Raw genomic sequence first — 22,666 nt, 5'->3', positions numbered from 1 at the left:
TAAATGAAATTCGACGATGATGAGTGGGTTATCATTTAAAAGAAATGTCTATTTATAATATTATCTATAATATCTAAATATTTTGGCAAAATAACTGTTTTGAGATCATAATTACTCAGGACCGTAGCGCGTGCAGCGCTACGCAGAGGATATTGTTCATCACGCCGCTCAAGAGCCTTCACAATTGTCTCGACGAGCGCTTCAATATCGAAAAAATCGAAGAGAAGCCCGTTTTCACCATGCCGTACGACCTCCTGCACCGGCGGCGTCGCGGAGCCGATCACCAGGCACCCGGCCGACATGGCCTCCAGCATCGACCAGGACAGGACGAAGGGGTAGGTCAGATAGACGTGGGCGGCCGATATCTGCAAAACCTTGATGAAGTCGCCGTGCGCGATCTTGCCGAGGAAATGTATGCGACGCAGGTCCAGACGGTCGCCGACCTCTTCCAGCATGATCTGGCGGAAGCTTTTTCCCGGTGGCGGCGGTGCGCCGTAGCCGACCCCGTCGCCGCCGACGATCAGCACCTGTGCGTTGGGACGCAGCCGCAGGACTTCCGGCAGGGCGCGCATGAAGACGGGGAAGCCTCGGTAGGGTTCCAGATTGCGAGCCACAAAAGTGATGACCTCGTCGCCGGGGGTCAGCGTCGGGCCGTCGCTCAGGCGCAGTCGGGCGCCGGCGTCGGGACGGGCGATCGCGGTGTCGATCCCCTCATGGATGACCACCGTCTTCTGCCGCACGAAGTCGGGATAGAGCGACCATTGCCAGCGGGTCGGCGTCTGTCCCCAATCGGCAGCCTCGGCGCCGAGCAGGTTGATCAGATTCTTCGTACGGACCCGTGGTGGGTCGTTCGGGCCGGTCGGGAAGGCGGGATCGAACCCGACATCCACGCCGGTCGCCCGGTAGTAGAACTCGAAATAGGAGAGCAGCGGGACATCCGGCCAGACGTCCTTCAGGTACAGGGTTTCTCCCCAGCCATTGTGGCCGATCATAATGTCGGGAGTCAGCCCATCCCGCTTCAGTCGCAGCGCCGCCTCATAGACCGACTGGCCGGCAATGACCGCGGCTTCGGCCTCGCGCAGGTAGTGATGCGTCTGCGATCCCGCGTTCCGGAACGGTTCGTAGCAGACACGCTCGACTCCGGGGATGCGGTTGTCGTTGTCCCGGGTCAGGAAGACCACCCGGTTGCCCGGCTGCCCGGCCAGATGGCGGACCACGTGCTGATACTGGCTGGGGAAATTCTGATGCAGGAAAAGAACGTTCATGCGACTGCCGCCGTGGCTGCCGCGCCAACGGCCGGCCGGCTGGCGATGGCGAAGAGTTCATGGTTGGCCAGCCGGTACACGACCGGCGCTGCGAAACCGGCCTTCTCCAGAAAGCGCTTCAGCCGGGTGCCGGTGAATCCCGTCCGGTGCGCCATCAGCGTGTTTCCCGCCGCGATCAGCGGAGCGAAACCATAGACGACGTCAAGCGCGCGCACCGGACCGAGCGGCGACTGGTAGAGAATTTCGTCGGCCCGATCCTCGACCAGAATCCGGGCGACGCTCTGCAAATCCGGAACGGCGATCATCGCGACGCCGCCCGGTCGGAGCACCCGCAGGAATTCTTCCAGCGCGATGCGGGCGGCGTCTTCCTCCAGATGCTCCAGGCTGTGCGAAGCCCACACGGCATCGACGCTGGCGTCGGCCACCGGGGAAAGCCGGGGAAGCTGCGCCAGGATGTCGGGCTCCACCTCCGGATCGGCATCCAATCGCACCTCCCGCCAGTCCCGCGGCGGAAAATGCTGATGGAGCCGGGTAATGGAACGCGGCCCGCAGCCCACGTTCAGCACCGTCCGGAAAGGCGCGGATCCCACCGACGCCATCGACCGGTCTCCGGTCATGCGCCCCGCTCCGCCATCGGCTTGGTGAAAAAGCGGATCAACATGCCGTCGAGCGGATCGTCGGTCATATCGGACCGGCACAAGGCGCCGTTCTGCATCGGACCGGCGCGGTATCCGCTGAGGAAGCTTCCTTCATACACGCATTCCAGCCGTTCGGCCGCCGGCCCGCAAAGACGCAACGCAAAGCCGATCAGTGGGAGCGTATTGCCGCGCTGTCCGCAGACCGAACCACCTTCGACCCAGGGCGTTTCCCAACCCTGGGCGGTTATCGCCTTGTATTCGATGTCCTGGGGGCCGAGAGGAGCCAGCGGCATGACCGCGAAGGCTTCGATCCACTGGCGCTGGCCCGGGCGCCCCGCCCAATCGAAATTGCCGGAGCAAAGATCACCGAGATTTTGCACATGGACCATCACCTCCGCCTGTGCAACGCGCGGCGCGGCGGCTTGCGGATGCGCATCCTGGCGATGTTGGGCCGCGGGCGCCAGCCGCTGTACCTCGATCGCCAGATTGCGGTCCGTCCGGCCCCCCGGCTTGTAGGACGTCAGAATCATCCGGGCCGGCGCACCCTCGATCTTCAGGACCAGCGTGTCGCCGTCCCGGGACAGGCAGCGGTCCGCGGCGTTACCCATGACCTCGACCCTGGTCTGGGGCGGGTTGCCCGGCGCTTCGGTGACCTGCACGAAGGGGTAGGCCAGCGGATCCTGCGCCGGCGGGAGCCCGCCACCTTTTACCGCCACGGCGTAAAGGCCCGGCGGCAGAAGCATCGTCTGTGCCATTGCGTGGATATCCGGAAACTGGAACATGTCGGCGGGCGGTGGTGTGGAATTCATTGCGGGTCCTGCAAGGCGCTGTGGAAAATCGAGGCAACCGGGTTCGGACTGACGGGGATAGGCGTCGGTGCGGATTCCAGGCAATCCAGGAGCGCATCGTTGATCGCCGCTACGCCGAGAGTGGGAGGCAGCAGATGGCCGCGTCCGCGTTCCCGGATCCGTTCGGCGATGGTGCCGAGATCGAAGGCCACGGCTTCCAGGCCAGCGCGCCAGACATCGGACAGGGCGTAGCACCAGGTCTCGGGCCAGACCGACGGCAGGAAGACGAGATCGATGGCGTTCTCACGAAGCAGTCCCTCCGCTTCACCTTCGGCGAAGCGCCCGGTGACGAACACCCGGCCGGTGGCGAACAGGGGAGCGTCGTCCTGGCTGTAGCCGACGACCACGAACTCGAGCGGTAGATCGCGCGACGCAGCGTCGGCCGCGCAGCCGAGCAGAATGTCGTAGCCCTTGTGCCGGCCGATCGCGCCGACGAGTCCGACCCGCCACCGTCCGGCCGCGCGGCGGTACAGGGGCGGATCGGGAATGGGCAGCGGCGGCTCCCACGGTTCGATCGTCAGCGATGCCGCCGGGACATGGCGTGCGATCCGGGCGGCGGCGTCGCGGCTGGCGACCACCACTCGCCGCGCACTGCCGAGCAGCCCCGCCGCGCGCTGGCGGAACTTCTCGACCGGAACCGCCTGCCGGTAGCGGGAACCGTTCTCCTCGACGCAGGAATCGCAGACCGCGGCGTCCGGTTCCCCGCAATAGCGTCCGCTGCCGTCGATGAGGGTGATGCGCGGGCAGATCCAGCTGTAGTCATGGACGACGACCTCATGCGGCACCCCCAGCCTGTCCGGCAGCGTGAGCAGAATGGGATCGTGGTTCAGGAGATGGTGGAACTCCACGGCCTCGACACCCGCCAGCCGCAGGACCGCGACCAGCCGGTCCAGTTCCGCAGCGGTGGAAAAAACGAGATCCTGCAGATCCTCGTGCTGCGGATCGACGATCCGGCAGCGCTCCGGCGTTCCGTCGGCTGCGGCGACCGGTTCGAGCAGCAAAGCCCGTCGCCCGGCCGCCCGCAGCGTGGCGCAACGTCCGCGGACATGGCGCTCGACCCCGCCGCCGAGATCGAGCGTGACGAGGAGCGTTGCTGGCCCGTATCCCTGTGAGTCCTCCCGTGGCCAGCGGGCAAGGTCGAGCCGCCGCCGGGCTTCGATCAGCGGGTCCCGCTTCAGGAAATCCCGGATCAGGGTGTCGTAGCCGGGATGCAGCTGGTTGAGAATCCTCAGGTTGCGGGCCAGGAGCAGAGCCTTGCGGGACCCGAAGGAGCGCCCCCCGACATGGGCCACCAGCGTGTCGGTTGCCGCGAGATGGCGCCATCCCAGTCGCCGCGCCCGCATGCAGAAGTCGTTCTCCTCACCGTAGCCGGTCGAGAAGCGGTCCTCGGAAAAGCCCCCGGCCTCGTCCAGGCAATCGCGCCGGACATACATGCAGAAGCCGACGGCGGTCGGGATCTCGATCCACAACCCGGTGTTGGTCTCCGAAGCCAGGCAGTCCAGGGCCGCGGCCTGATCGGCGGTCAACGGTGGCGGCTCATCATTCCCGGTCCGGGCGCCGGCCGGGACCGAGGACGGATAACTGAGGATCGTGGCGTTGTTGGACAGCGGAGTCACGGTCCCGACGTCGTGCGCAGCGTAGGCGGCGCGGCGAAGCCGCCCGGCCCAGTCGCCGCTGACCACCGTGTCGGCGTTCAGAACGATGACGTCGCGGTCCGGATGCAGATCGAATCCCCGGTTGACGGTCGCCGGAAAGCCGAGGTTCCGTTCGTTCCTCAGCAGCGTGATCCGGCCGGCCGCCGCCAGCGCCCGGAGGTCGCGGACCAAGGCAGGTTCGGGGCTGGCGTCGTCGATCACGACGAGTTCGCAGCCTGCCGGCACGGCGCCGCTCGCCAGAACGCTGTCCAGGCAGGCCAGGGTCTCGGCGTGGCCCTTGTAGACGGGAATGACGATGTCGGTCCGCCGGTCGGTCCGGAACGGACGCGGCGGCATCACCGGACGGGTCGGCTGAACCGGCGACGGTGCGCGCTCGAGCGCCGCTACGACCGCTTCGACGGTCGCGGCATCGAGTTGGCAGGGGATATCCGGCCGGCGGACCGATCGCGACAGCCGGGTGAGGCCGCGCAAGGCTGCGCGGGTGTCGATCCAACGCAGGCGGCTGCCGGCGAGCGGCGTGCGGTCCGGTCCGGCGCCGACTTCGAGCCAGCCCGGCGCGAGCCCGGTCGTTTCCAGGTCGATGGAGAAATCAGGGGGGGAGCCGTCGTCCGGGATCTCCGCCGATCCCGACGTCCGATCGGCCGGGATTGTGAAGGCGCGGCCGGCCTCGTCGCGGACGACGACCGCGACCGGCCGCTCCGGATGCTGGACGAGGCGCGCCCATCCCCGAAGCTGCGCGCCCTCGATGTCGACCACCCCTTCGACCTCGGCGGGGCGGGGGCGCAGACGGGTGGGCGCCCCGAGGAAAGGGCTCTCGCCGCGCAACAGCGCGATGTCCGCACCATGCAGACCCGCTTCGAAGGATAACGCGAAACCGGCCAAGGCGCCGTTCGGAGTGCCGTCCGCTGGTATATGTCCGAACCGGTCCACGAAGGCGCTGGCTTCCATCCGCAGAAGTTCCCGACCATCGGCCAGAAGCCGGATGGGATCGTCCGGCGCGAACCACGACAGGGGCAGGGTCCCTTCCAGGCGGTCGCCGGCCTCGCAGGACACCCAGCCCGGAGCGGCGCCGTCAAGGATCATACGGTCGGCGACCTGCCGGAGAAGCGGCGTCCGCGAGACCGGGAAGCGGTCGAGCAGAATGGACAGATGTCGCACCGCGTCGGGATTCAGACCGCTCGCCGTCAGCGCCTGGGTAAGTGCTGCGCCGGTTTCTGCGGACTGCCCCTTGCGGAACGCTTCGGCCAAGACCGGGACGGCGCGGGACGGCTGGCCGTCGGCGATCAGCAGCGCTCCGTAGAACGTCCCCACGCTGCTGTCTGCCGGAGAGCCACGGTGCGCCCGTCCGGCCCAGCGCAGGGCTTCGCCGAACCGTGATTGCCCGGCGGCGCATCGCGCCAGGAGAATGACGGCCTTCATATGACAGGCAGGATCGCCGAGCAGCGCGCGGGCCGGTTCGATGCATTCGTCGAAACGTCCAGCCGCCGCCATCCGTTCGAGCGCCGTCAGCTTTGCCCAAGGCTTATGCTTCTGCACCATCACCCCAATGCCCGTGCGCCCGCTCTGGAAAGCGGACACCGCCGATCAACGGATTAGCCGAGTCGCACGGCCATGGCGCGTGATCTTTCCGGGGGACGTCAAACGGCGAAGTGGCTGCTGTTGAGTCCGGTGAAGCCGACCAGGGTGATCTGGGTGCCGTCCGGCAAGGTCAAGGACGTGTTGCCGCCGGAGACGGTCGCGCGCTGGGCGAGATCGGCCGCGCTCAGCCCATAGCCTTGGACGGCGATGCGGTTGCCGGCCGACGCACCGAAATCACCGACGACGGCACGGCCGCCGCCGAACACGGTGCTGAACACGAAGATGTTGGAGCCGCCGCCCCCGTACATGGTGCTTTGGCCGGTACCGCCGATCAGGGTGTCGGCCGCGGCGGCGCCGGACATCGTCGACTTTCCCGAACCGCCGACGAACAGGGACGCAGTGTCGTTCTGCGCGAACATGTTGGTGGAGCCCGAACCGCCGAACATCGTGGAGTGGCCGGTGCCGCTGAAGATCGCCGTGTCGCCCGAACCGCCGATCAGCGTGTTGGAACCCGTCCCGCCGATCACGGTCGAATTGCCGGCCCCGACGCCGATGATGTTGTCGCCCTGTCCACCCCAGACCGTACCGCTGTTGACGTTGACGTAATAATCGTTGTTCGCCCCCCGCAGATCGGCAAACGCACTTCCGCTTCCCCCCGCGATCGTGGTCCTTGCGGTGGCGGAGGGGTCTTGGGTGCCGGCTCCGATCACGGTGCTGTTGCCGCTGCCCAGCACGACGTTGAGGTTCTTGCCGTCCGGCGCGGCCGACCCTGAGGATACGGAGGAACGGTCATTGATGACCACGGTGCCGTTGCCGTCGCCGCCGACCACGGTGCCGCTGCCGGCCCCGGTCACCACCAGCGAGCCGTTCGCGCCGTTGCCGATGAGAAGCTGGTTCGACCCGGTTCCGCCGACCAGGGTCACCGGCCGGGAATTGTCGGTGATGATCGTGGCGGTTCCGTCCTGGTTCCCGGCTTGGACGGTGCTTTCGCCGGTCGCGGTGACGATCTGCGTGATTCCCGTCGCGTTGACCACGGAGGGGTTCGTCAGCACCGACGTGGCGGTCGATGTGGGGACGGAAGGATTCGTCGGAGAGGTGGAGGAGGTAAGCACCTGCTGGATGGTCGTGCCGGGCGAAGTGCCGCCGGCGATCGTCTCAATTGCCATTCCCCAACCTCATTCTCAGACGCGCCGGGCGTCGCGATATCAAAGACACTGAGAAAGGTCCTAACCTCAAAATCATGAAGCAGGCAAGCAGCTAATTGAATCTATCGTCCAGATTGTGCCAAATGCCGCCTTTCGTAACGCCATTCGATGGTTAACCAAAAATTGAGGCCGGCCGGAGAAGAGCGGAGGGCCCCGAGCCACACGGTATTTCGATTGCAAGCTTATGAAAGATAGGTAAATTTTTCCGAGACAATCCGTTTCGCAACTTCAATCTTCATGGTTTCCAGACGTTCGATTTCCGGTGGGAAAAAGAATAAGGAATCAGCCTCAGGGCGAAACGGCCTTGCTGTAAAGATAGCTGTAAATCTTTCGCTGCCGCATATATCGTGCTCCCTTCGTCTGTGGTGAAGAGACTGATTTCCTGATGGTTGCCATGCTGGTCGATTGGGCGCCAGGCCCCGGTCTGTCAAGAGTTTGCCCGATTTGCCGTATGCAAGGCGACAAGCCGCGGCGGTTGGTGGTGCGGGACCGGCCGGACGGCGGAACGCCCTACCATCTGTATGGCTGCCCGTCCTGCGGCGGCGCCTTCTTCGATCCGCCGCACGAGGCGCGTTACGAGGAACCGGCGAACGCCGACGGCGCGGTCAAGTTCTATGTCGAGCAGGGTGCGGGAATCGACGTCATGCTGGCGCCGACGGCGGTCCTCGACCACAGGCCGGTCCGGCGCTACCTGGAGATCGGCTGCGGATTCGGCTTCTCCCTGGACTACGCGCAACGTGCCCGCGGCTGGATCGGCCGCGGCTACGACCCCGGCCTGCTCGCACAGACCGGGCGCGAAGCGCTGGGCCTCGACATTCGCCCGGCCTATTTCACCGCGGACACGCCGCTCGACGAGGGGGCCTGGGACGCGGTGTTCTGTTCCGAGGTGATCGAGCATGTCCCGGAGCCTTCCGCCTTCCTGGCGACGGCGCGGCGCGCCCTGGCTTCCGATGGAATCCTGGTGCTGACGACGCCGAACGCGGCCGGCATCGTGCCGGAAACCGATCTCGGAGCCTTGCTGCCGCTGCTCAGCGCCGGCTTCCACACGATGCTCTTCTCAGCCGAAGCCCTGCGGAAGGCGTTGCTGGAGTCCGGCTTCGTCCATGTCCGTGTCGAGGAGTCGCCGCACCAGCTTCAGGCCATGGCCTCCGACCGCCCGCTGGGCGACGGGCCGCCTTTCGACCGGCTGGCCTATCGCGATTATCTGACGGGGCGGGTCGGTCTGCACGAGGCTGATTCTCCGCTCGGCGCCGGCTTCCGCTGCCGTCTGCTCAAGGAGTTCGTCAACGCCGGGGAGTATGAGGCGGCGAAGACTCCGCTGGCCGAGCTGCGGCAGGCCTGGGTCGGACTCTACGGCATCGATCTCGACGATCCGGCGGCGATCCGGTTTTCCCAGCCCGGCACCCTCGATTTCGACACGCTGGCCGCGCGCTTTCCGTTCAACTTGTGCAGCGTGCTCTACATGCAGGGCATGCTGCGGATCAACGCGGCCGGCGATCCGGCCGGCGCGGCTCTCTCCTTCGGCGCGGCGGCCGCCTTCGCCGCCCTTCTGCGTTCGGCGCTCCAGGGGATCGGCACCGACGACGGCGAGACCGCCGATCTCGGGGCGCAGGCTCCGTGCGAACAGATCCTCGCCCTTGCCCGGTTCGATCCGGCCGCCGCGGCGGCCCGCTACGCCGGCTTGACGGCTCTGCCGGCTGCGCTGCGGGAACGGACCCGCCGCCGGCTGATCGTGGCCCTGGTCAATGCCGGCGCCTATGCGTCGGCGGAAAGCCTGGTCGAAGCGGGGGATGAGGGGCTTGCGGAGCCCGGCACGGACGTCGCCGACCGCCTCTCGCTCGCCTTCGTCGTCGGCATGCTGAAGCTCAATCACCGTGCCGACCAGCAGGGCGCGGCCGAGACCTTCCATGCCGTTTACTTCGCCTGCCGGCGCCGGCTGGACGACCCGACGGGACGGACGCTCCTTTGGCCGGCCCGGTATCATGAGGCGCTGGCTCTCAGCCATGCTGGCCGGATGAGCGCCGCGCAGAACGCGGCGACCGACTTGCTGGCCCCAGCCCCCACCGGTGCGCCCGAGGTGCCCTCGCCCTATCGGGCCTGGGCGCAGCAGATACTGGGAGTGCGCTGACCATGCCGGCAGGCGGTTTCCTGGGCCGGATCACCGGCCTCGCCCTGGCGTCATGGTGGCGGCTGCACGTCGTCGCCCTGCGGCTGTTCGCCTATATCGCCTTCGCGGCCAGCGTCCTGCGCCGGCGCGGCGACTATGTCGAGGAACGCTGGAACGGGGAGCGGCGCCTGGAGGGAGCCGCCAGGATCGCGGTGTTCGTCCATTACGACCGCGCCGGCATTGTCCATGATTATGTGCTCTATTATCTCCGCCAACTGCGCATCGCCGGCTTCGAGCTGGTCTTCGTCAGCAACGCTCCGTCGCTGACCGCCGATTCGCTGGCCGAGCTGCAGACGCTCTGCGCGCTGATGGTCCGGCGGCGAAACGTCGGCTACGATTTCGGCGCCTTCCGGGACGGCCTGGCTCTGCTCGGCCCGCTGGAGGAGCGGGAGGGGTTGGAGGAGCTTCTGCTGGCCAACGACAGCGTCTATGGGCCGTTCCACGATCTGGCCACTCTCCTGCGGCGGGCCGACGCCGGCCGGGCGTCGGTATGGGGCATCACTGACAGCTGGCAATTCGGCTATCATCTTCAAAGCTACTTCCTGCTGTTCAAGCGGCAGGCGCTGCTTAGCCCGGCCTTCGCGCAGTTTTGGCGGCAGGTCCGCTACGTCCAGTCCAAGACTTGGGTGGTGCTGCGTTACGAGGTCGGCCTGTCGCGCGCGCTGATCCGCGGCGGGCTTCGCTGCGCCGCGCTGTTTCCCTACCGGCAGGCCGCCACGGGGGTCAGCGAGGCGGTGCGGCACGGCGGAGCGCTGGCGGCGCCGGGGCTGGGGCGGCGCCATCACGCCTATCTTTCCATGCTCTTCGACGCGGTGGACCGCGGCGAGCCATTGAACGGCAGTCATTATTTTTGGGACTATCTGATCGCCGAGATGGGTTGTCCGTTCCTGAAACGGGAATTGCTGCACAAGAATCCGGCCCGGGTTCCCTTCGTCCATTGCTGGGATTCCGTGATCGAGGCTTCCAGCTCTTACGACTCAGACCTCATCCTCCGGCATCTCGAAGCATCGATGAAGAATCATTGCGCATGACCGGATGCCCGACTGCGGAGCTGGTGATCGAAGCCGCTGGGCTGGGCAAGGCCTATCCTGTCTTCAAGCGCCCTCAAGACCGGCTGAAGCAGATGCTGATGCGTGGCCGGCGCAAATATTACGACGAATACTGGGCGTTGAAGGATATCGCGCTGACTGTGCGCCGGGGCGAGACAGTCGGGCTGATCGGCCGCAACGGCGCCGGAAAATCGACCTTCCTGCAACTGCTCTGCGGCACGCTGGCCCCGACCACCGGCCGCATCGCCGTCCATGGCCGGGTCGCGGCGCTGCTGGAGCTGGGGGCCGGCTTCAATCCCGAATTCACCGGGCGCGAGAACGTCCATCTCGCCGCCTCGGTGCTGGGCCTGTCGGACGAAGAGATCAACGCGCGCTACGACTCCATCGCCGCCTTCGCCGGCATCGGCGATTTCATCGAGCAGCCGGTGAAGTTCTACTCCAGCGGCATGTACGCCCGGCTCGCCTTCGCGGTGGTGGCGCATGTCGACGCCGACATCCTGATCGTCGACGAGATCCTGGCGGTCGGCGACGCTGCCTTCACCCAGAAATGCATGCGCTTCATCCACCGCTTCAAGGAACGCGGCACCCTGTTCTTCGTGTCGCACGACATCAACCAGGTCAGCGCCCTGTGCGACACCGCGATCTGGCTGGACAGCGGGACGGTGCGCGCCGTCGGGCCGGCCAAGGATGTCTGCCACGACTATCTGGCCGACATGTACCGGGAGCAGGACAAGAACGACCGCTTCCGGATCGGCGGTCATCGCACGCCTCCGCCGCCGGCCGTGCGCAGCCGGCCGGATGTCCGGGACGAGCGGCTGCGCATGTCGGAGCGGCGCAACGCCATCGAGATCTTCGACTTCAATCCGGACGCGCCCTGGTTCGGCACCCGCGGCGCCACGGTCGCGAACGTGCGCATCACGACGCCGGAGGGAGCGGCGCTTTCCCTCTTCCATGGAGGGGAGGAAGTGGTGGTCCGCATCGCCTGCGACAGCCACGTCGCCCTGACCCGGCCGATCGTCGGCTTCCTGATCAAGGACCGGCTCGGACAGCCGCTGTTCGGCGACAACACATTCCTGACCTTCCAGGAGGCGCCGCCGGCGATACCGGCCGGACGATCCTTCGAAGCCTCCTTCCAGTTCCAGCTCCCCTACCTGCCGGTGGGCGACTACGCGATGACGGTGGCGGTCGCCGAGGGTACCCAGAGCGACTGCGTGCAGCATCATTGGGTCGATGAGGCGCTTTTCCTGAAGGTCGTGTCGAGCCATGTCGCGCGTGGTCTTGTCGGAGTCCCGATGCACGCGATCCGCCTGGACATGTCTTGATCAAAAAAATCAAAGAAGGCCGCGCAGCAGGTACGGCCAGATCTTGCGCTCAGAGACCATCTCCGTCGATCCGTGGCCGACATAAATGCCGTCGACCTTGATGTGATCGAGGTCCCAGCCGTCCATGCCCCACTCGCCCCGCTGCGGGCCGAAGGTGACGCTCTGGGAGTCCAGGATCCTGGCCGGCGGCTTGGGTACGTGATCGTAACCCAAAACAGCGGACAGATCGTCTCCTACTCCGCGTCCGTCAGATCACTGGGATAGCGCCAACCATCATCCTTGTATTTTTTGCGCTGTTCGTCTGTCCGCATCGTCCGATCCTCCTGCCGTTACAAACAGGTGGCAAACAATTTCGGGAAAACAAACTTTCATAATCTTTCATGATGAAAGTGGGCGCATGTTGACACAACATTATCCTGGAAAACACCTCACATTCCAGGCAGTTTGCCTCTATTCTAACGTCGCCGCCACATACGGCCTTGAAAGCATCTCAAAAGCTTTGCCGATGTGGATGCGAAAGATCGTTGCTACGGTTCGGATGCTTTGTTCATGGATGTTCTTCCGGATTTGGAAAGGTTCGCCACACCGAACGTAACCGGAGGAAGTGCCGCGCTGCATGCGCTGGCGATGGTCGCGCGGGAGCGGGGTGTCCATCTGGCGCCGGAACGGCTGTCCCGCGAGCATGGCTTGCCGACAGGCGAACCCTCGCTGAAGCAGCTTGCGCGGATCGCCGACGTCAGCGGGCTGACCACGCGCCGCGCACGGCTGCGCTGGAGCCAACTCGGACGGCTTGGCAACGCCTTGCCGGTGATCCTGCGGATGCGCGACGGGCAGTCGCTCGTCCTCATCGGCGTCCAGCAGGAGGACAATCGGACGGTCGCCGTCCTGCGTGACCCGCTGAGCCCGGACGGGGCGGTGCTTCTCGTCGACGAGATCCGGCTTTCGGCCGTCTGGGCCGGCGAGGCGATGTTCGTCAAGCGCCGCCATGGCCTTCGCGCCGAAGAGAGGCCATTCAGCTTCGGCTGGATCGTCGGGCAGCTTCTCCAGGAGCGGACGATCTTCCGCGACGTCGGCGTGTCCGCGCTGATGATGAGCCTGTTCGCGCTGGTGCCCCCGCTCATCTACATGACGGTCGTGGACAAGGTGCTGGTGCATCACCGCCTCTCCACCGTCTCGGTCCTGACCGTGGCGGTTGCCTTCTTCATCGTCTTCGATACGGGATTCAGCTTCCTGAGGCGCTACCTGATCGCCCGCGGCACCGCCAGGGTCGATGCCCGCCTCAGCGTGTACATCTTCCAGAAGCTGCTCGCCCTGCCGACCGAGTTCTTCGAACAGAACCCGGCCGGCTCGATCCTGTACCGGCTGGGCGAGGTCTGGCGGATCCGCAACTTCCTGACCGGGCGGCTGTTCAGCACGCTGCTCGACACCATGACGCTCGTGGTGCTGATCCCGGCGATGTTCGTCCTGAACACCCCGCTCGCCCTCTGGGTCCTGGGTGCCGCCATCCTGATGTTCGTGGTGGTCGCCCTCTACGTTCCGGTCCTGTCGCGCGTCCATACGCGGGTCATCCAGGCGGAGCAGCGCAAGAATTCGCTGATGGTCGAGGCCATCCACGGAATGCGGACCATCAAGTCCCTGGCGATCGAAGGCGGCAAGCTGCGCGACTGGGACGATCGGGTGGCCGAGGCGGTGCACGCCACCACCCGGATGCAGATGCTGTCCAACCAGCCGCAGAGCATCCTCCACATGCTGGAGCGCGCGATTTACGCCGGCACCCTTCTGCTCGGCAGCTATCTGGCCATCGCGTCGGACACCACGCTCTACGCCGGAACGCTGGTCGCCTTCAGCATGGTTGCGAGCCGGGCGGTCAGCCCCTTCGTCCAGATCGCCGCCCTCCTGGAGGAAGTCCAGGAAATCCGCGGCGCCGTCCTCCAGATCGCGTCGGTGGTCAACGTGGCGCCCGAGGCGGGGCGCGACCGCCGTGGCATGCGGCCGCGGATCGAGGGGGCGATCGAGTTCGACGGGGTCCGCTTCCGCTACCCGGGTGCGCCGACCCAGGCCCTGTCCGACATCACCCTCTCGATCCCCAAGGGCAGCATCGTCGGCGTCATGGGGCGCAGCGGGTCGGGCAAGACGACGATCGCCCGCCTGCTCCAAGGCCTCTACCGGAACTACGAGGGGCTGATCAAGATCGACAGCACCGACCTGCGCGAGATCGACATCGACCATCTGCGCACGAACCTCGGCGTCGTCCTCCAGGATAATTTTCTATTCCGCGGCACGGTGCGCGAGAACATCGCCATGGCGCGGCCCAACGCCACCTTCGAGGAGATCGTCCAGGCTGCCCGGCTGGCCGGTGCGGAGGAGTTCATCGAGCGGCTGCCGCGCGGCTACGACACGATGATCGAGGAAGGGTCGGCCAACCTGTCGGGCGGCCAGCGCCAGCGCATCGCCATCGCCCGCGCGCTGTTGCCCGACCCGCCGGTGCTGATCTTCGACGAGGCGACAAGCGCGCTGGATCCGGAAAGCGAAGCCATCGTCAACAGCAACCTGATGCGGATCGCCCAGGACCGTACGGTGATCGTGATCTCGCACCGGCTGGCGTCGCTGATCGACTGCGACCAGATCCTGGTGCTGGACCGCGGCAAGCTCTACGACGCGGCCCCGCACGACACGCTGCTCGAGCGTTGCGACATCTACCGGCAGCTCTGGTTCCAACAGAACCGTCATCTTACTCCCGGAGGCCGGCATGACCGCGCAGCCCGCGTTCCCGCCTGCCAGGGCTGAGCGGATCGGCCGGTCGGACCGGCGGTCCGCCGAGCAGGCGATCAACGATTTCCAGTCCGAGACGGCCGAGATTACCGGTTCGGCCGACCCGTTCGCCGCGCGTGCCGCGGTGCTGATGCTCAGCGCCATGGTTCTGCTGGGGCTGGGGCTGGCCTCGGTCATGAAGCTCGACCGCATCGTCGAGGCTCCGGGCCGCATGGTCGTCAAATCCTCCACGATCGTCGTCCAGCCGCTGGAAACCTCGATCATTCGCAGCATCGAGGTGCGCGAGGGGCAGGTCGTCCGGCGCGGAGAGGTGCTGGCGACGCTCGACCCCACCATCCTGAAGGCCGACGAGGCGCAGTTGGAGCGCCAGTTCGTCAGCCTGACCGCCGAGGTGTCCCGGCTGCAGGCGGAGCTGGACGGCAAGCCGTACCGGCCGGAGGAGAAGGACGCCTACTACCGCCTTCAGGAATCGATCTGGCGCCATCGTCAGGCCGAGCTCCAGTCCAAGCTCGCCAATTTCGACCAGCGGATCGAAACGGCCAAGGCGACGCTCGCCGGCAACCAGGAGAACATCCAGCATTACCGGTCGCGCCTCGGTCTGCTGACCGAGGTCGAATCGATGCGCCTCGCGCTCGAGAAGAGTCAGACCGGCAGCCGGATCAACGCGCTGATGGCCAGCGACACGCGCGTCGAGGTGCTGCGCAACATGAAGGCCAGCGAAGGCGCCGCACTGGCGGCGACGCACGAGCTGGAAGCCCTGCGGGCCGACCGCGAGAGCTATTTCCAGCAATGGCAGAGCGCCGCGGTCCAGGATCTGGTGAACCGCAGCGTCGATCTGTCGCGCGTCCGCGAGGATCTGGGCAAGGCCGCCAAGCGGCGCGAACTGGTGGAGATGCGCGCGGTCGAGGACGCCGTCGTGCTGGAGGTCGGGCGCTATTCGGTCGGCTCGGTGCTGCAATCCGGCGAGAAGCTTTTCATCCTGGTGCCGGCCGGCGCGCCGCTGGAGATCGAGGCGGATATCACCGCCGCCGATCAGGGATTCGTGAAGGTCGGCGATAAGGTCGAGGTCAAGCTCGACGCCTACCGGTACATGGAACACGGCACCGCCAAGGGCACGGTCCGCTCGGTGAGCGAGGATTCCTTCGCCACCGACCGGGCGGCGCCGGGGGCGGCCCGCTTCTACAAGGCCCGGATCTCGCTGGACGAAGTCGCCCTGCGCGATGTGCCGTCCGATTTCCGTCTGGTGCCGGGCATGACCCTGGTGTCGGACATCGTCGTCGGATCGCGCACACTCATCTGGTATTTCCTCGACCGCGTTCTCACGAACGCCTCGGAAGGGATGCGCGAGCCATGACGTCCGTCCTCGTCTCCGATCGGCACAGGGGGGCCGGGTGTTCCGGACGGTGATCGAAGCCCTGCGGCAGCGCCGGCCCGGCCGTGCTCTCGCGCGCGGCCGGCGCAGGCATCGGCGCGGCGACTTCGTCGGCGCGGTCCAATGCTGGCTCGCCGCCGCGCGGGCCGGCGACGCCGAGGCCCAGTACCGGCTCGGCCTCGCCTACCAGCAGGGCGAGGGCGTGCTGTGCAACGCCGTCGAGGCGGCCGGCTGGTACGGCCGGGCCGCCGGGCAGGGCCATGGCGAGGCGCAGGCGAGGATGGCGCAGCTCTGCTTCCACGGCTGCGCCGCCCCGGACGGCACCCGGCCCTCCGCAGCCGCGCTGGCCCTCCTGTTCCCCGAAGGCATCCAGGTCGAACGCGATGCCGAGCAGGCGCGCCGCTGGGCCGAAGCCGCCGCCGCGCAAGGCGTCGCCTCGTCGCAGGCGCTGCTCGGTTGCATCCATGCGAACGGCCTCGGCGTGGAGGTCGATTACGCGCAGGCTGAGGCCTGGTATCGCCTGGCGGCGGCGCAGGGCGACGCGCAGGCCATGCTCGGGTTGGGAACCCTGCTGGCGGGCGGCTATGCCGGGCAGGCCGATCCGGCCACAGCCTTGGTATGGTTCCGCGCGGCCGCGGCGGCGGGGGAGCCGACGGCCTGGTATTTCATCGGTCTGCATCAGGTGCAGGGTCTGGGTCTGGATCCCGATTTCCACGAGGCGGCGGCCAGTTTCCGCCGCGCGGCCGAAGCCGGGGTGCCCGCCGCCCAGCGCGCGCTGGGGACGCTTCATCTCAAGGAACCCGCGATCGGCGGCGGCGCGCAGGCCGGCGAGTCCTGGCTGCGGAAGGCGGCGTTGCAGGGCGATACCGAGGCGATGGCGTTGCTGGGTGACTGGCACAGCCATGGGAACGGTCTGCCTCCCAATCATGCCGAAGCGGCGGGCTGGTACCGGATGGCGGCCGAGTTGGGGCATGCCGGCGCCCAGCGCCTGCTCGCCCAACTCCACCGAACCGGAACCGGGGTGGCGCCCGACGAACGCGAGGCGGTGAAATGGCTGGAGCGCGCGGCGGCGCAAGGCGATGTCGCTGCCCAGCTTGGCCTGGGTGCCTTCTACGCGGAGCGCGACCGGGATGCGGAGGATCGGACCTGCGCCATGGACTGGTTCTCCCGGGCGGCGGAGCGCGACGACCCGGACGCGCTCTACAACCTCGGGCTTCTGCACGCACTCGGCCGTGGCGTCACGCCCGACCGGGCGGGGGCGGTGGGCTGGTATCGCCGGGCTGCGGAACAGGGCAGCGCGCCGGCGATGTTCCGGCTTGGCGTCGCCTATGCGGAAGGCGACGGGGTCGGGCAGGATTACGCCGCCGCCCGGCTGTGGTCGCTCCGCGCCGCCGAACGCGGCCATCCGGGCGCACAGGTCAATCTCGGCCGTTTCTGCCTGCACGGCCTCGGTGGCGCCCCCGATCCCCAGGCCGCCGAGGGCTGGCTGGCCCGCGCCGCGGCGCAGGGCGATGCCCGCGCGATGACGGCGCTGGGGGAGTTGTACGGTCAATGGCCGGAGAATGGCTCGCCGGATCGCGGCGCCGAATGGCTGTCGAGGGCGGCCGAACTGGGAGAGCCGAGGGCGAAGGCCCTGTTGGGAAGCTTTGGCGCCGTCGAAAGAACTGTGGAATGAACGCCGAAGACGAAAAGCACAAATGGGTGACACGGATGATCGTCGATCATTACATCCCGACCACCCACGACCCGAAAACGGCGCAGCAGGTGTTTTCGTTCTTTGACGGCGCGGCCTTTTCCGACCAGAGGGTCCGCTATCTGAAGACATGGGATCTGATCGCTCGGAACCTCGACCTTTCAGGCAAGACGGTTGCCGAAACGGGGCATCTGTCCGGCCTCAGCGAATATTACCGATCCGTCGGGCAGCCGGTCGCCGCCATCGACGGCGACTTCCGCTACAGGATGGACGCCGAGGATGCGTCGGCGGACATCCTGTTCAGCTTCGAGGTCTTCGAGCATATCAAGGACCAGGACCACAAACATTTCGACGATCTCGTGCTGTTCAACTTCACCGGCGTCCGGGCCTTCGCGGCGGAGATGCACAGGGTGCTGCGTCCGGGCGGACAGCTTGTGCTCACCACCCCGAACGCCTGCTCCCTCATCAATGCGTTCAAGCTCTGTAACAACGAGCCGCCCTGGCTGTACTGGCCGCATGTCCGCGAATATTCATCCAAGGAGGTGATCGAGATCTGCGGGAACGCCGGTTTCGTTCTTGAATTTTTCGACACGATGTATGCGTTCCATTATCTGGCGCCGGATTTCGAGCATGACCTTCACAAATACATAGGCTCCACCGGGGCGTCGATCGACCATCGCGGCGACGACATGTTCTTCGTTTTCCGCAAGCCGACGGAGGCGGGGCCGCAATGATCGTTCTCGCGCACCGGGGATGGTGGACACGTGCCGAGGAGCGCAACAGCTTGGCCGCGTTCGAACGCGCGCTTGCGGCCGGGTTCGGCCTGGAACTCGACGTGCGGGACCAGGACGGACGGCTGGTGGTCAGCCATGACCCGCCGGTCGGCGAGGTGCCGGATCTCGCCGCGCTGCTGGAGCTGTTCGACCGCCACGGCCGTCCCGGCCCGCTGGCGATCAACGTCAAGAGCGACGGCCTCCAGGCCGGGCTGGCACGGATGCTGGCGCCGTTGGCGCCAAAAGATTTCTTCGTGTTCGACATGTCGATCCCCGACACGCTGGGCTATCTCCGGGCCGGGCTGCCGGCCTTCACCCGGCAGAGCGAGCATGAGCCGGTTCCGGCCCTGCTCGACCGGGCCGCGGGCGTGTGGATGGACCTGTTCGAGAGCGACTGGATCGACGCTGCCGCCATCCGCCGCCATAGGGACGCCGGGCGTGCCGTCGCGCTGGTGTCCCCCGAGCTGCACGGGCGGCCCCACCGCGACGCGTGGCGGGCTTGGCGGGCCTCCGACGGCCCCGGCGTGATGCTGTGCACCGATTTCCCGGACGAGGCCAGGGAGTTCTTCCATGGCGATTGAAGCCATCCTCTTCGACATGGACGGCGTCCTGGTCGACGCCCGCGACTGGCATTACGAAGCGCTGAACAAGGCGCTGCGGCTGTTCGGGATGGAGATCGGCGTCGACGACCATCTGGCCAGCTTCGACGGTCTGCCGACCCGCCGCAAGCTGGAGATCCTGTCCCGGTCCCGCGGCCTGCCGGAGGCGCTGCACGGCTTCCTAAACGAGCTGAAGCAGCGCCACACCGAGGAGATTATTGCGGTGCGCTGCCGGCCGGTCTTCCACATCCAGTATGCGGTGAGCCGCCTGCGCCGGGATGGCTACCGCCTCGCCGTCTGCTCGAACTCGGTCCGCAACAGCGTCCTGCGGATGATGGAGCTGTCCGGGCTGATGCCCCATCTCGACTTCTGCCTGTCCAACGAGGACATCGCACGCAGCAAGCCCCATCCAGAGATCTACGAGACGGCGATCGGCCGCCTGGGCCTCTCGCCCGGCCGCTGCCTGATCGTCGAGGACAACGAGCATGGGATAACCGCCGCCCGGGCCGCTGGCGGGCATCTGATGGAGGTCGGCGGGATCGAGGACGTGACCTACGCGCGGATCCGCGCGGCCATCGCGAACGCCGACCGGAAGGGGGGCCAATGAACATCCTGATCCCGATCGCCGCCGAGGACACCTTCTTCCCGGTGGAGGAGTTCCGCTTTCCCAAGCCGCTGATCGAGGTGGCTGGCAAGCCGATGATCGAGCGGGTGGTGGAGAATGTCCGGGCCATCGGCGGGCGGATGATCTTCGTCGTCCGTGCGCAGGACGTCCGCCAGCACAGCCTCGACAGCGTGCTGCGGCTGATCGGCGGGCCGGAGGTGGTGACCGTCCCGCTGCGCTATCCAACCCAGGGGGCCGCGTGCTCGTGCCTGATGGCGATCGACTGGATCGACAACGACGAGCCGCTGATCATCTGCAACGGCGATCAGGTGATCGACGGCGACCTGAACGCGATCGTCGCGTCGATGCGGGGCGACGCGGTGGACGCGGGCGTCGTCACCTTTCCCTCCGTCCACCCGCGTTGGTCCTACGTCAATAGCGACGAACAAGGCCGCGTCTTCGAAGCGGCGGAAAAGCGGGTGATCAGCCGCCGCGCCGTGGCTGGCTTCTATTATTTCGCGCGCGGCCGCGATTTCGTCCGCGCCGCCCTCGCGATGATCCGGCAGGGTGCGAGCGTAAATGACGCCTACTACATCGCGCCCAGCCTCAACCAGTTGGTCCTAGAAGGCATGAGGATCGGCGAATACGGCATCGCCGCCGACCGCTACCACAGCTTCTACTCGCCCCAGAAGATACGGGAGCACGAGCGCGCCGGGCTGCTGCCGGTACCGACGGCCGACGACCGCGCCCTGACCGTGGTGATCCCGATGGCCGGCGCCGGCAGCCGCTTCGCCGCGGCGGGATACGGCACGCCCAAGCCCTTCATCGACATCGCCGGCAAGACGATGATCGAGCGTGTGCTCGACAATCTTTCCCTGCCGGGCGTCCGGTTTGTGCTGATGGCGCGGCGCGAGCATCTGGAGGCGGAGGCCGCGACCGTCGAACGTCTGAAGCAGCGCTATCCGGTGAGCTTCATCCCGGTCGAGGGGCTGAGCGAAGGGGCCGCCTGCACCGTTCTCCAGGCGGGGACGGCCATCCCCGACGACGGGCCGCTGATGATCGCCAACTGCGACCAGCTCGTCGATTTCGACGTCGCGGCCTTCGTCGATGACTGTCTGCAGCGCGGGCTGGGCGGCTCCATCCTCTGTTTCCGGGATGCCGCGCGCGACCCGAAATGGTCCTTCGCCCGCACCGGCCCCGACGGGCTGGTGGCGGAGGTCCGGGAGAAGGTCGCGGTCTCCGATCTCGCCACGGTCGGCATCTACCTGTTCCGGCGCGGCCGGGACTTCGTCACTTGGGCCGTGGACATGATCGCGCGCAACGACCGCACCAACAACGAGTTCTACGTCTGCCCGGTCTACAATCACGCCGTCACCCGCCGCGCGCCCATCGGGGTGTACGAGATTCCCGCCGAGGCCATGCAGGGGCTCGGCACGCCCGAGGATCTGCGGATCTACCTGCGGCGGCGCGGAGAAGCGGGGACCCGGCCATGATGTGCATCGTTCCGCTGGCCGGACCCGACCTTCTCCATCCCACGCTCGGGCTCAAGCCGCTGATGGCGGTGGACGGGCGGCCTTTGGTCGAGACTGCGTTGACCGGCCGGCCCTGGTGGCGGCAGGGACGACTGCGGCCGGACGGGCTGGTGTTCGTGCTGCGCCGTGACCTTCCCGCCGGCGAGACGCTGGAGGCGGTGCTGCGGCAGCGCTTTCCGGGAGCTGCCTTCGTCTGGTTGGGCGAACTGAGCGGCGGTGCGCTGCTTTCAGCGTTGGCCGGAACGGCGTTGCTGCGCAGGCCCGAGGAGCCGCTGTGCATCGATCTGGTGGATCTCCTCTATGAAAGCGTCGATCCGATCGAGGAACGCTTCGCGGCCGACCCGGCGCTGGCGGCGGTGGTTCCCTGGTTCGAATCGAACGAGGACTGCTACAGCTATCTGCGGATGGACGCGGCAGGCCGGGTGACGGAGGCCGTGGAGAAGCGGGTCATCTCGTCCTGCGCGTCGGCCGGCAGCTACCTGTTCCGTGACGCGGCGACTTGGCTGGAGGCCGCCGCCCATTCCATCCGCCACCGCGACCGCCTGGGTTGCCGGGGGGCGCTGTTCGTTTGTCCCGCCATGACGGGCCTCATCGAGGCCGGGCGCAGCGTCGTCGGCATGCCTGTCGATCATGTCCGGCCCATCACCAAGCTGTTCCATCCCGACGGCTGAAACGATGGGGACGGGGGAAGGACGGGATTCTTTGAGAAGCGGGGTTGGTCGATCGAAAATGCGCGTGATGATCCTTGGTTCCTCCGGCTTCACCGGACGGCATGTCCGAACCCTGTGCGAGCGGGACGAGACCCTCGAGTTCGTCGATTCCCGGTCCCTTGGGCTGGATCTGATGTCCGCGGACAGCATCCTGTCCGCCCTCTCGGCGTGCCGGCCGGACGTGGTGATCAACCTCGCGGCGATCAGTTCCCCCGCTGAGAAGGACTACCGGAGCCTGTACGAGATCAACGCCTTCGGCGTGCAGCGTTTGGTGGACGCCCTGAAGGCCACCGGCTTCGCCGGACGTCTGATCCAGGCCAGCACGGCCAATGTCTACGGCAGCCGGACCGAATGGGTGAGCCGGGAATCGGACCCGGTCGATCCGGTGAACCATTACGCCTGTAGCAAATGGCTGGCGGAGCGGGTGTGCGGGATGGCGGAGGGTGGCTTCTCCATCGTCCTGACCCGGCCCTTCAGTTGCATCGGGCTGGGGCAGGCGGAGCATTTCCTGCTCCCCAAGATCGTCCGCCATTTCCGGGAACGGGCGCCGCGCCTGGAATTGGGCGCGCTCGACATCCGGCGCGACTTCGTCGACATCCGCGACGCGGCGGCGGTGTACCACGCGTTGATCACCAGATCCGCGGTGCCCGATCTGGTCCATATCTGTCGCAATCAGACCGCGAGCATCCAGGAGATCCTCGACACGCTCGCGGAGATCGCCGGGTTCCGTCCGGAGATCGCCATCAACCCGGCCTTCAGCCGGCCGAACGACCTGCGCTTCCAGCAGGGGGACGACACCCGCCTGCGGCGCTTCGGAATGTCCTGCACACGCACCCTGCACAACACGCTGGCCTGGATGTACGCCGGCGACCGTTCGGAATGAG

At 66.8% G+C, this 22,666-nt stretch carries 17 protein-coding genes; 12 read left to right on the top strand and 5 right to left on the bottom strand.

All coding sequences use genetic code 11. The annotated features are described in order from the left end of the window. Positions 1–35 precede the first annotated feature (35 nt). The 5 genes from EJ913_RS05040 to EJ913_RS05020 all read right to left on the bottom strand — a co-directional run bounded on the left by EJ913_RS05040 (position 36) and on the right by EJ913_RS05020 (position 7,150). Positions 36–1,265, bottom strand: a complete 1,230-nt coding sequence (locus EJ913_RS05040) for a glycosyltransferase family 4 protein (protein WP_126995381.1) — start codon at positions 1,263–1,265, stop codon at positions 36–38. Further along, positions 1,262–1,882, bottom strand: a complete 621-nt coding sequence (locus tag EJ913_RS05035; RefSeq protein ID WP_126995379.1) for a class I SAM-dependent methyltransferase — start codon at positions 1,880–1,882, stop codon at positions 1,262–1,264. Before EJ913_RS05035 ends, EJ913_RS05040 begins: the two co-directional genes overlap by 4 nt. After that, complete coding sequence (locus tag EJ913_RS05030; protein ID WP_126995377.1) at positions 1,879–2,712, bottom strand: hypothetical protein; 834 nt, start codon at positions 2,710–2,712, stop codon at positions 1,879–1,881. The genes EJ913_RS05035 and EJ913_RS05030 overlap by 4 nt, the downstream gene beginning before the upstream one ends. After that, a complete protein-coding gene (locus tag EJ913_RS05025; RefSeq protein ID WP_126995375.1) occupies positions 2,709–5,945 on the bottom strand; it encodes a glycosyltransferase in 3,237 nt (1,078 codons plus the stop codon). Before EJ913_RS05025 ends, EJ913_RS05030 begins: the two co-directional genes overlap by 4 nt. A gap of 98 nt (positions 5,946–6,043) precedes the next feature. Further along, a complete protein-coding gene (locus EJ913_RS05020) occupies positions 6,044–7,150 on the bottom strand; it encodes a calcium-binding protein (RefSeq protein ID WP_126995373.1) in 1,107 nt (368 codons plus the stop codon). A 490-nt stretch (positions 7,151–7,640) separates the two neighbouring features. Between EJ913_RS05020 and EJ913_RS05015 the strand changes: the two genes are divergently transcribed. The 12 genes from EJ913_RS05015 to EJ913_RS04960 all read left to right on the top strand — a co-directional run bounded on the left by EJ913_RS05015 (position 7,641) and on the right by EJ913_RS04960 (position 22,665). Next, positions 7,641–9,317, top strand: a complete 1,677-nt coding sequence (locus tag EJ913_RS05015; protein ID WP_185909688.1) for a class I SAM-dependent methyltransferase — start codon at positions 7,641–7,643, stop codon at positions 9,315–9,317. Positions 9,318–9,319: 2 nt separating this feature from the next. Beyond that, the gene (locus EJ913_RS05010) at positions 9,320–10,387 is read left to right on the top strand and encodes a rhamnan synthesis F family protein (RefSeq protein WP_126995369.1); all 1,068 of its coding nucleotides are present in this window, start codon (positions 9,320–9,322) and stop codon (positions 10,385–10,387) included. Then, a complete protein-coding gene (locus EJ913_RS05005; RefSeq protein WP_126995367.1) occupies positions 10,384–11,727 on the top strand; it encodes an ABC transporter ATP-binding protein in 1,344 nt (447 codons plus the stop codon). Before EJ913_RS05010 ends, EJ913_RS05005 begins: the two co-directional genes overlap by 4 nt. 549 nt (positions 11,728–12,276) lie before the next feature. Further along, positions 12,277–14,514 (top strand): peptidase domain-containing ABC transporter, encoded by a 2,238-nt coding sequence (locus EJ913_RS05000; RefSeq protein WP_126995365.1) that lies wholly within the window; start codon positions 12,277–12,279, stop codon positions 14,512–14,514. Further along, positions 14,477–15,853, top strand: a complete 1,377-nt coding sequence (locus EJ913_RS04995; RefSeq protein WP_126995363.1) for an HlyD family type I secretion periplasmic adaptor subunit — start codon at positions 14,477–14,479, stop codon at positions 15,851–15,853. The genes EJ913_RS05000 and EJ913_RS04995 overlap by 38 nt, the downstream gene beginning before the upstream one ends. A 49-nt stretch (positions 15,854–15,902) precedes the next feature. Continuing rightward, positions 15,903–17,546 carry an SEL1-like repeat protein gene (locus EJ913_RS04990; protein ID WP_126995361.1) on the top strand — a complete coding sequence of 548 codons (1,644 nt, stop codon included), beginning with the start codon at positions 15,903–15,905 and terminating at the stop codon, positions 17,544–17,546. Next, on the top strand, positions 17,543–18,298 hold the full coding sequence (locus EJ913_RS04985; protein ID WP_211098876.1) for a class I SAM-dependent methyltransferase: 756 nt from the start codon (positions 17,543–17,545) through the stop codon (positions 18,296–18,298). Before EJ913_RS04990 ends, EJ913_RS04985 begins: the two co-directional genes overlap by 4 nt. Further along, positions 18,295–18,918 carry a glycerophosphodiester phosphodiesterase family protein gene (locus EJ913_RS04980; protein ID WP_126995359.1) on the top strand — a complete coding sequence of 208 codons (624 nt, stop codon included), beginning with the start codon at positions 18,295–18,297 and terminating at the stop codon, positions 18,916–18,918. The genes EJ913_RS04985 and EJ913_RS04980 overlap by 4 nt, the downstream gene beginning before the upstream one ends. Further along, positions 18,908–19,543: an HAD family hydrolase gene (locus tag EJ913_RS04975; RefSeq protein ID WP_126995357.1), complete on the top strand. Its 636-nt coding sequence runs from the start codon at positions 18,908–18,910 to the stop codon at positions 19,541–19,543. Before EJ913_RS04980 ends, EJ913_RS04975 begins: the two co-directional genes overlap by 11 nt. Beyond that, on the top strand, positions 19,540–21,033 hold the full coding sequence (locus EJ913_RS04970) for a glycosyltransferase family 2 protein (RefSeq protein ID WP_126995355.1): 1,494 nt from the start codon (positions 19,540–19,542) through the stop codon (positions 21,031–21,033). Before EJ913_RS04975 ends, EJ913_RS04970 begins: the two co-directional genes overlap by 4 nt. Beyond that, positions 21,030–21,743 carry a glycosyltransferase family protein gene (locus tag EJ913_RS04965; RefSeq protein ID WP_126995353.1) on the top strand — a complete coding sequence of 238 codons (714 nt, stop codon included), beginning with the start codon at positions 21,030–21,032 and terminating at the stop codon, positions 21,741–21,743. Before EJ913_RS04970 ends, EJ913_RS04965 begins: the two co-directional genes overlap by 4 nt. Continuing rightward, complete coding sequence (locus EJ913_RS04960) at positions 21,703–22,665, top strand: NAD-dependent epimerase/dehydratase family protein (protein ID WP_126995351.1); 963 nt, start codon at positions 21,703–21,705, stop codon at positions 22,663–22,665. Before EJ913_RS04965 ends, EJ913_RS04960 begins: the two co-directional genes overlap by 41 nt. Position 22,666 lies beyond the last annotated feature (1 nt).

Origin of the sequence: Azospirillum doebereinerae (assembly GCF_003989665.1) — a bacterium.
Classification (GTDB): Bacteria; Pseudomonadota; Alphaproteobacteria; order Azospirillales; family Azospirillaceae; genus Azospirillum; species Azospirillum doebereinerae.
The sequence above is the reverse complement of the archived record's forward strand: the minus strand, read 5'-3'. Positions and strand labels throughout refer to the sequence as shown.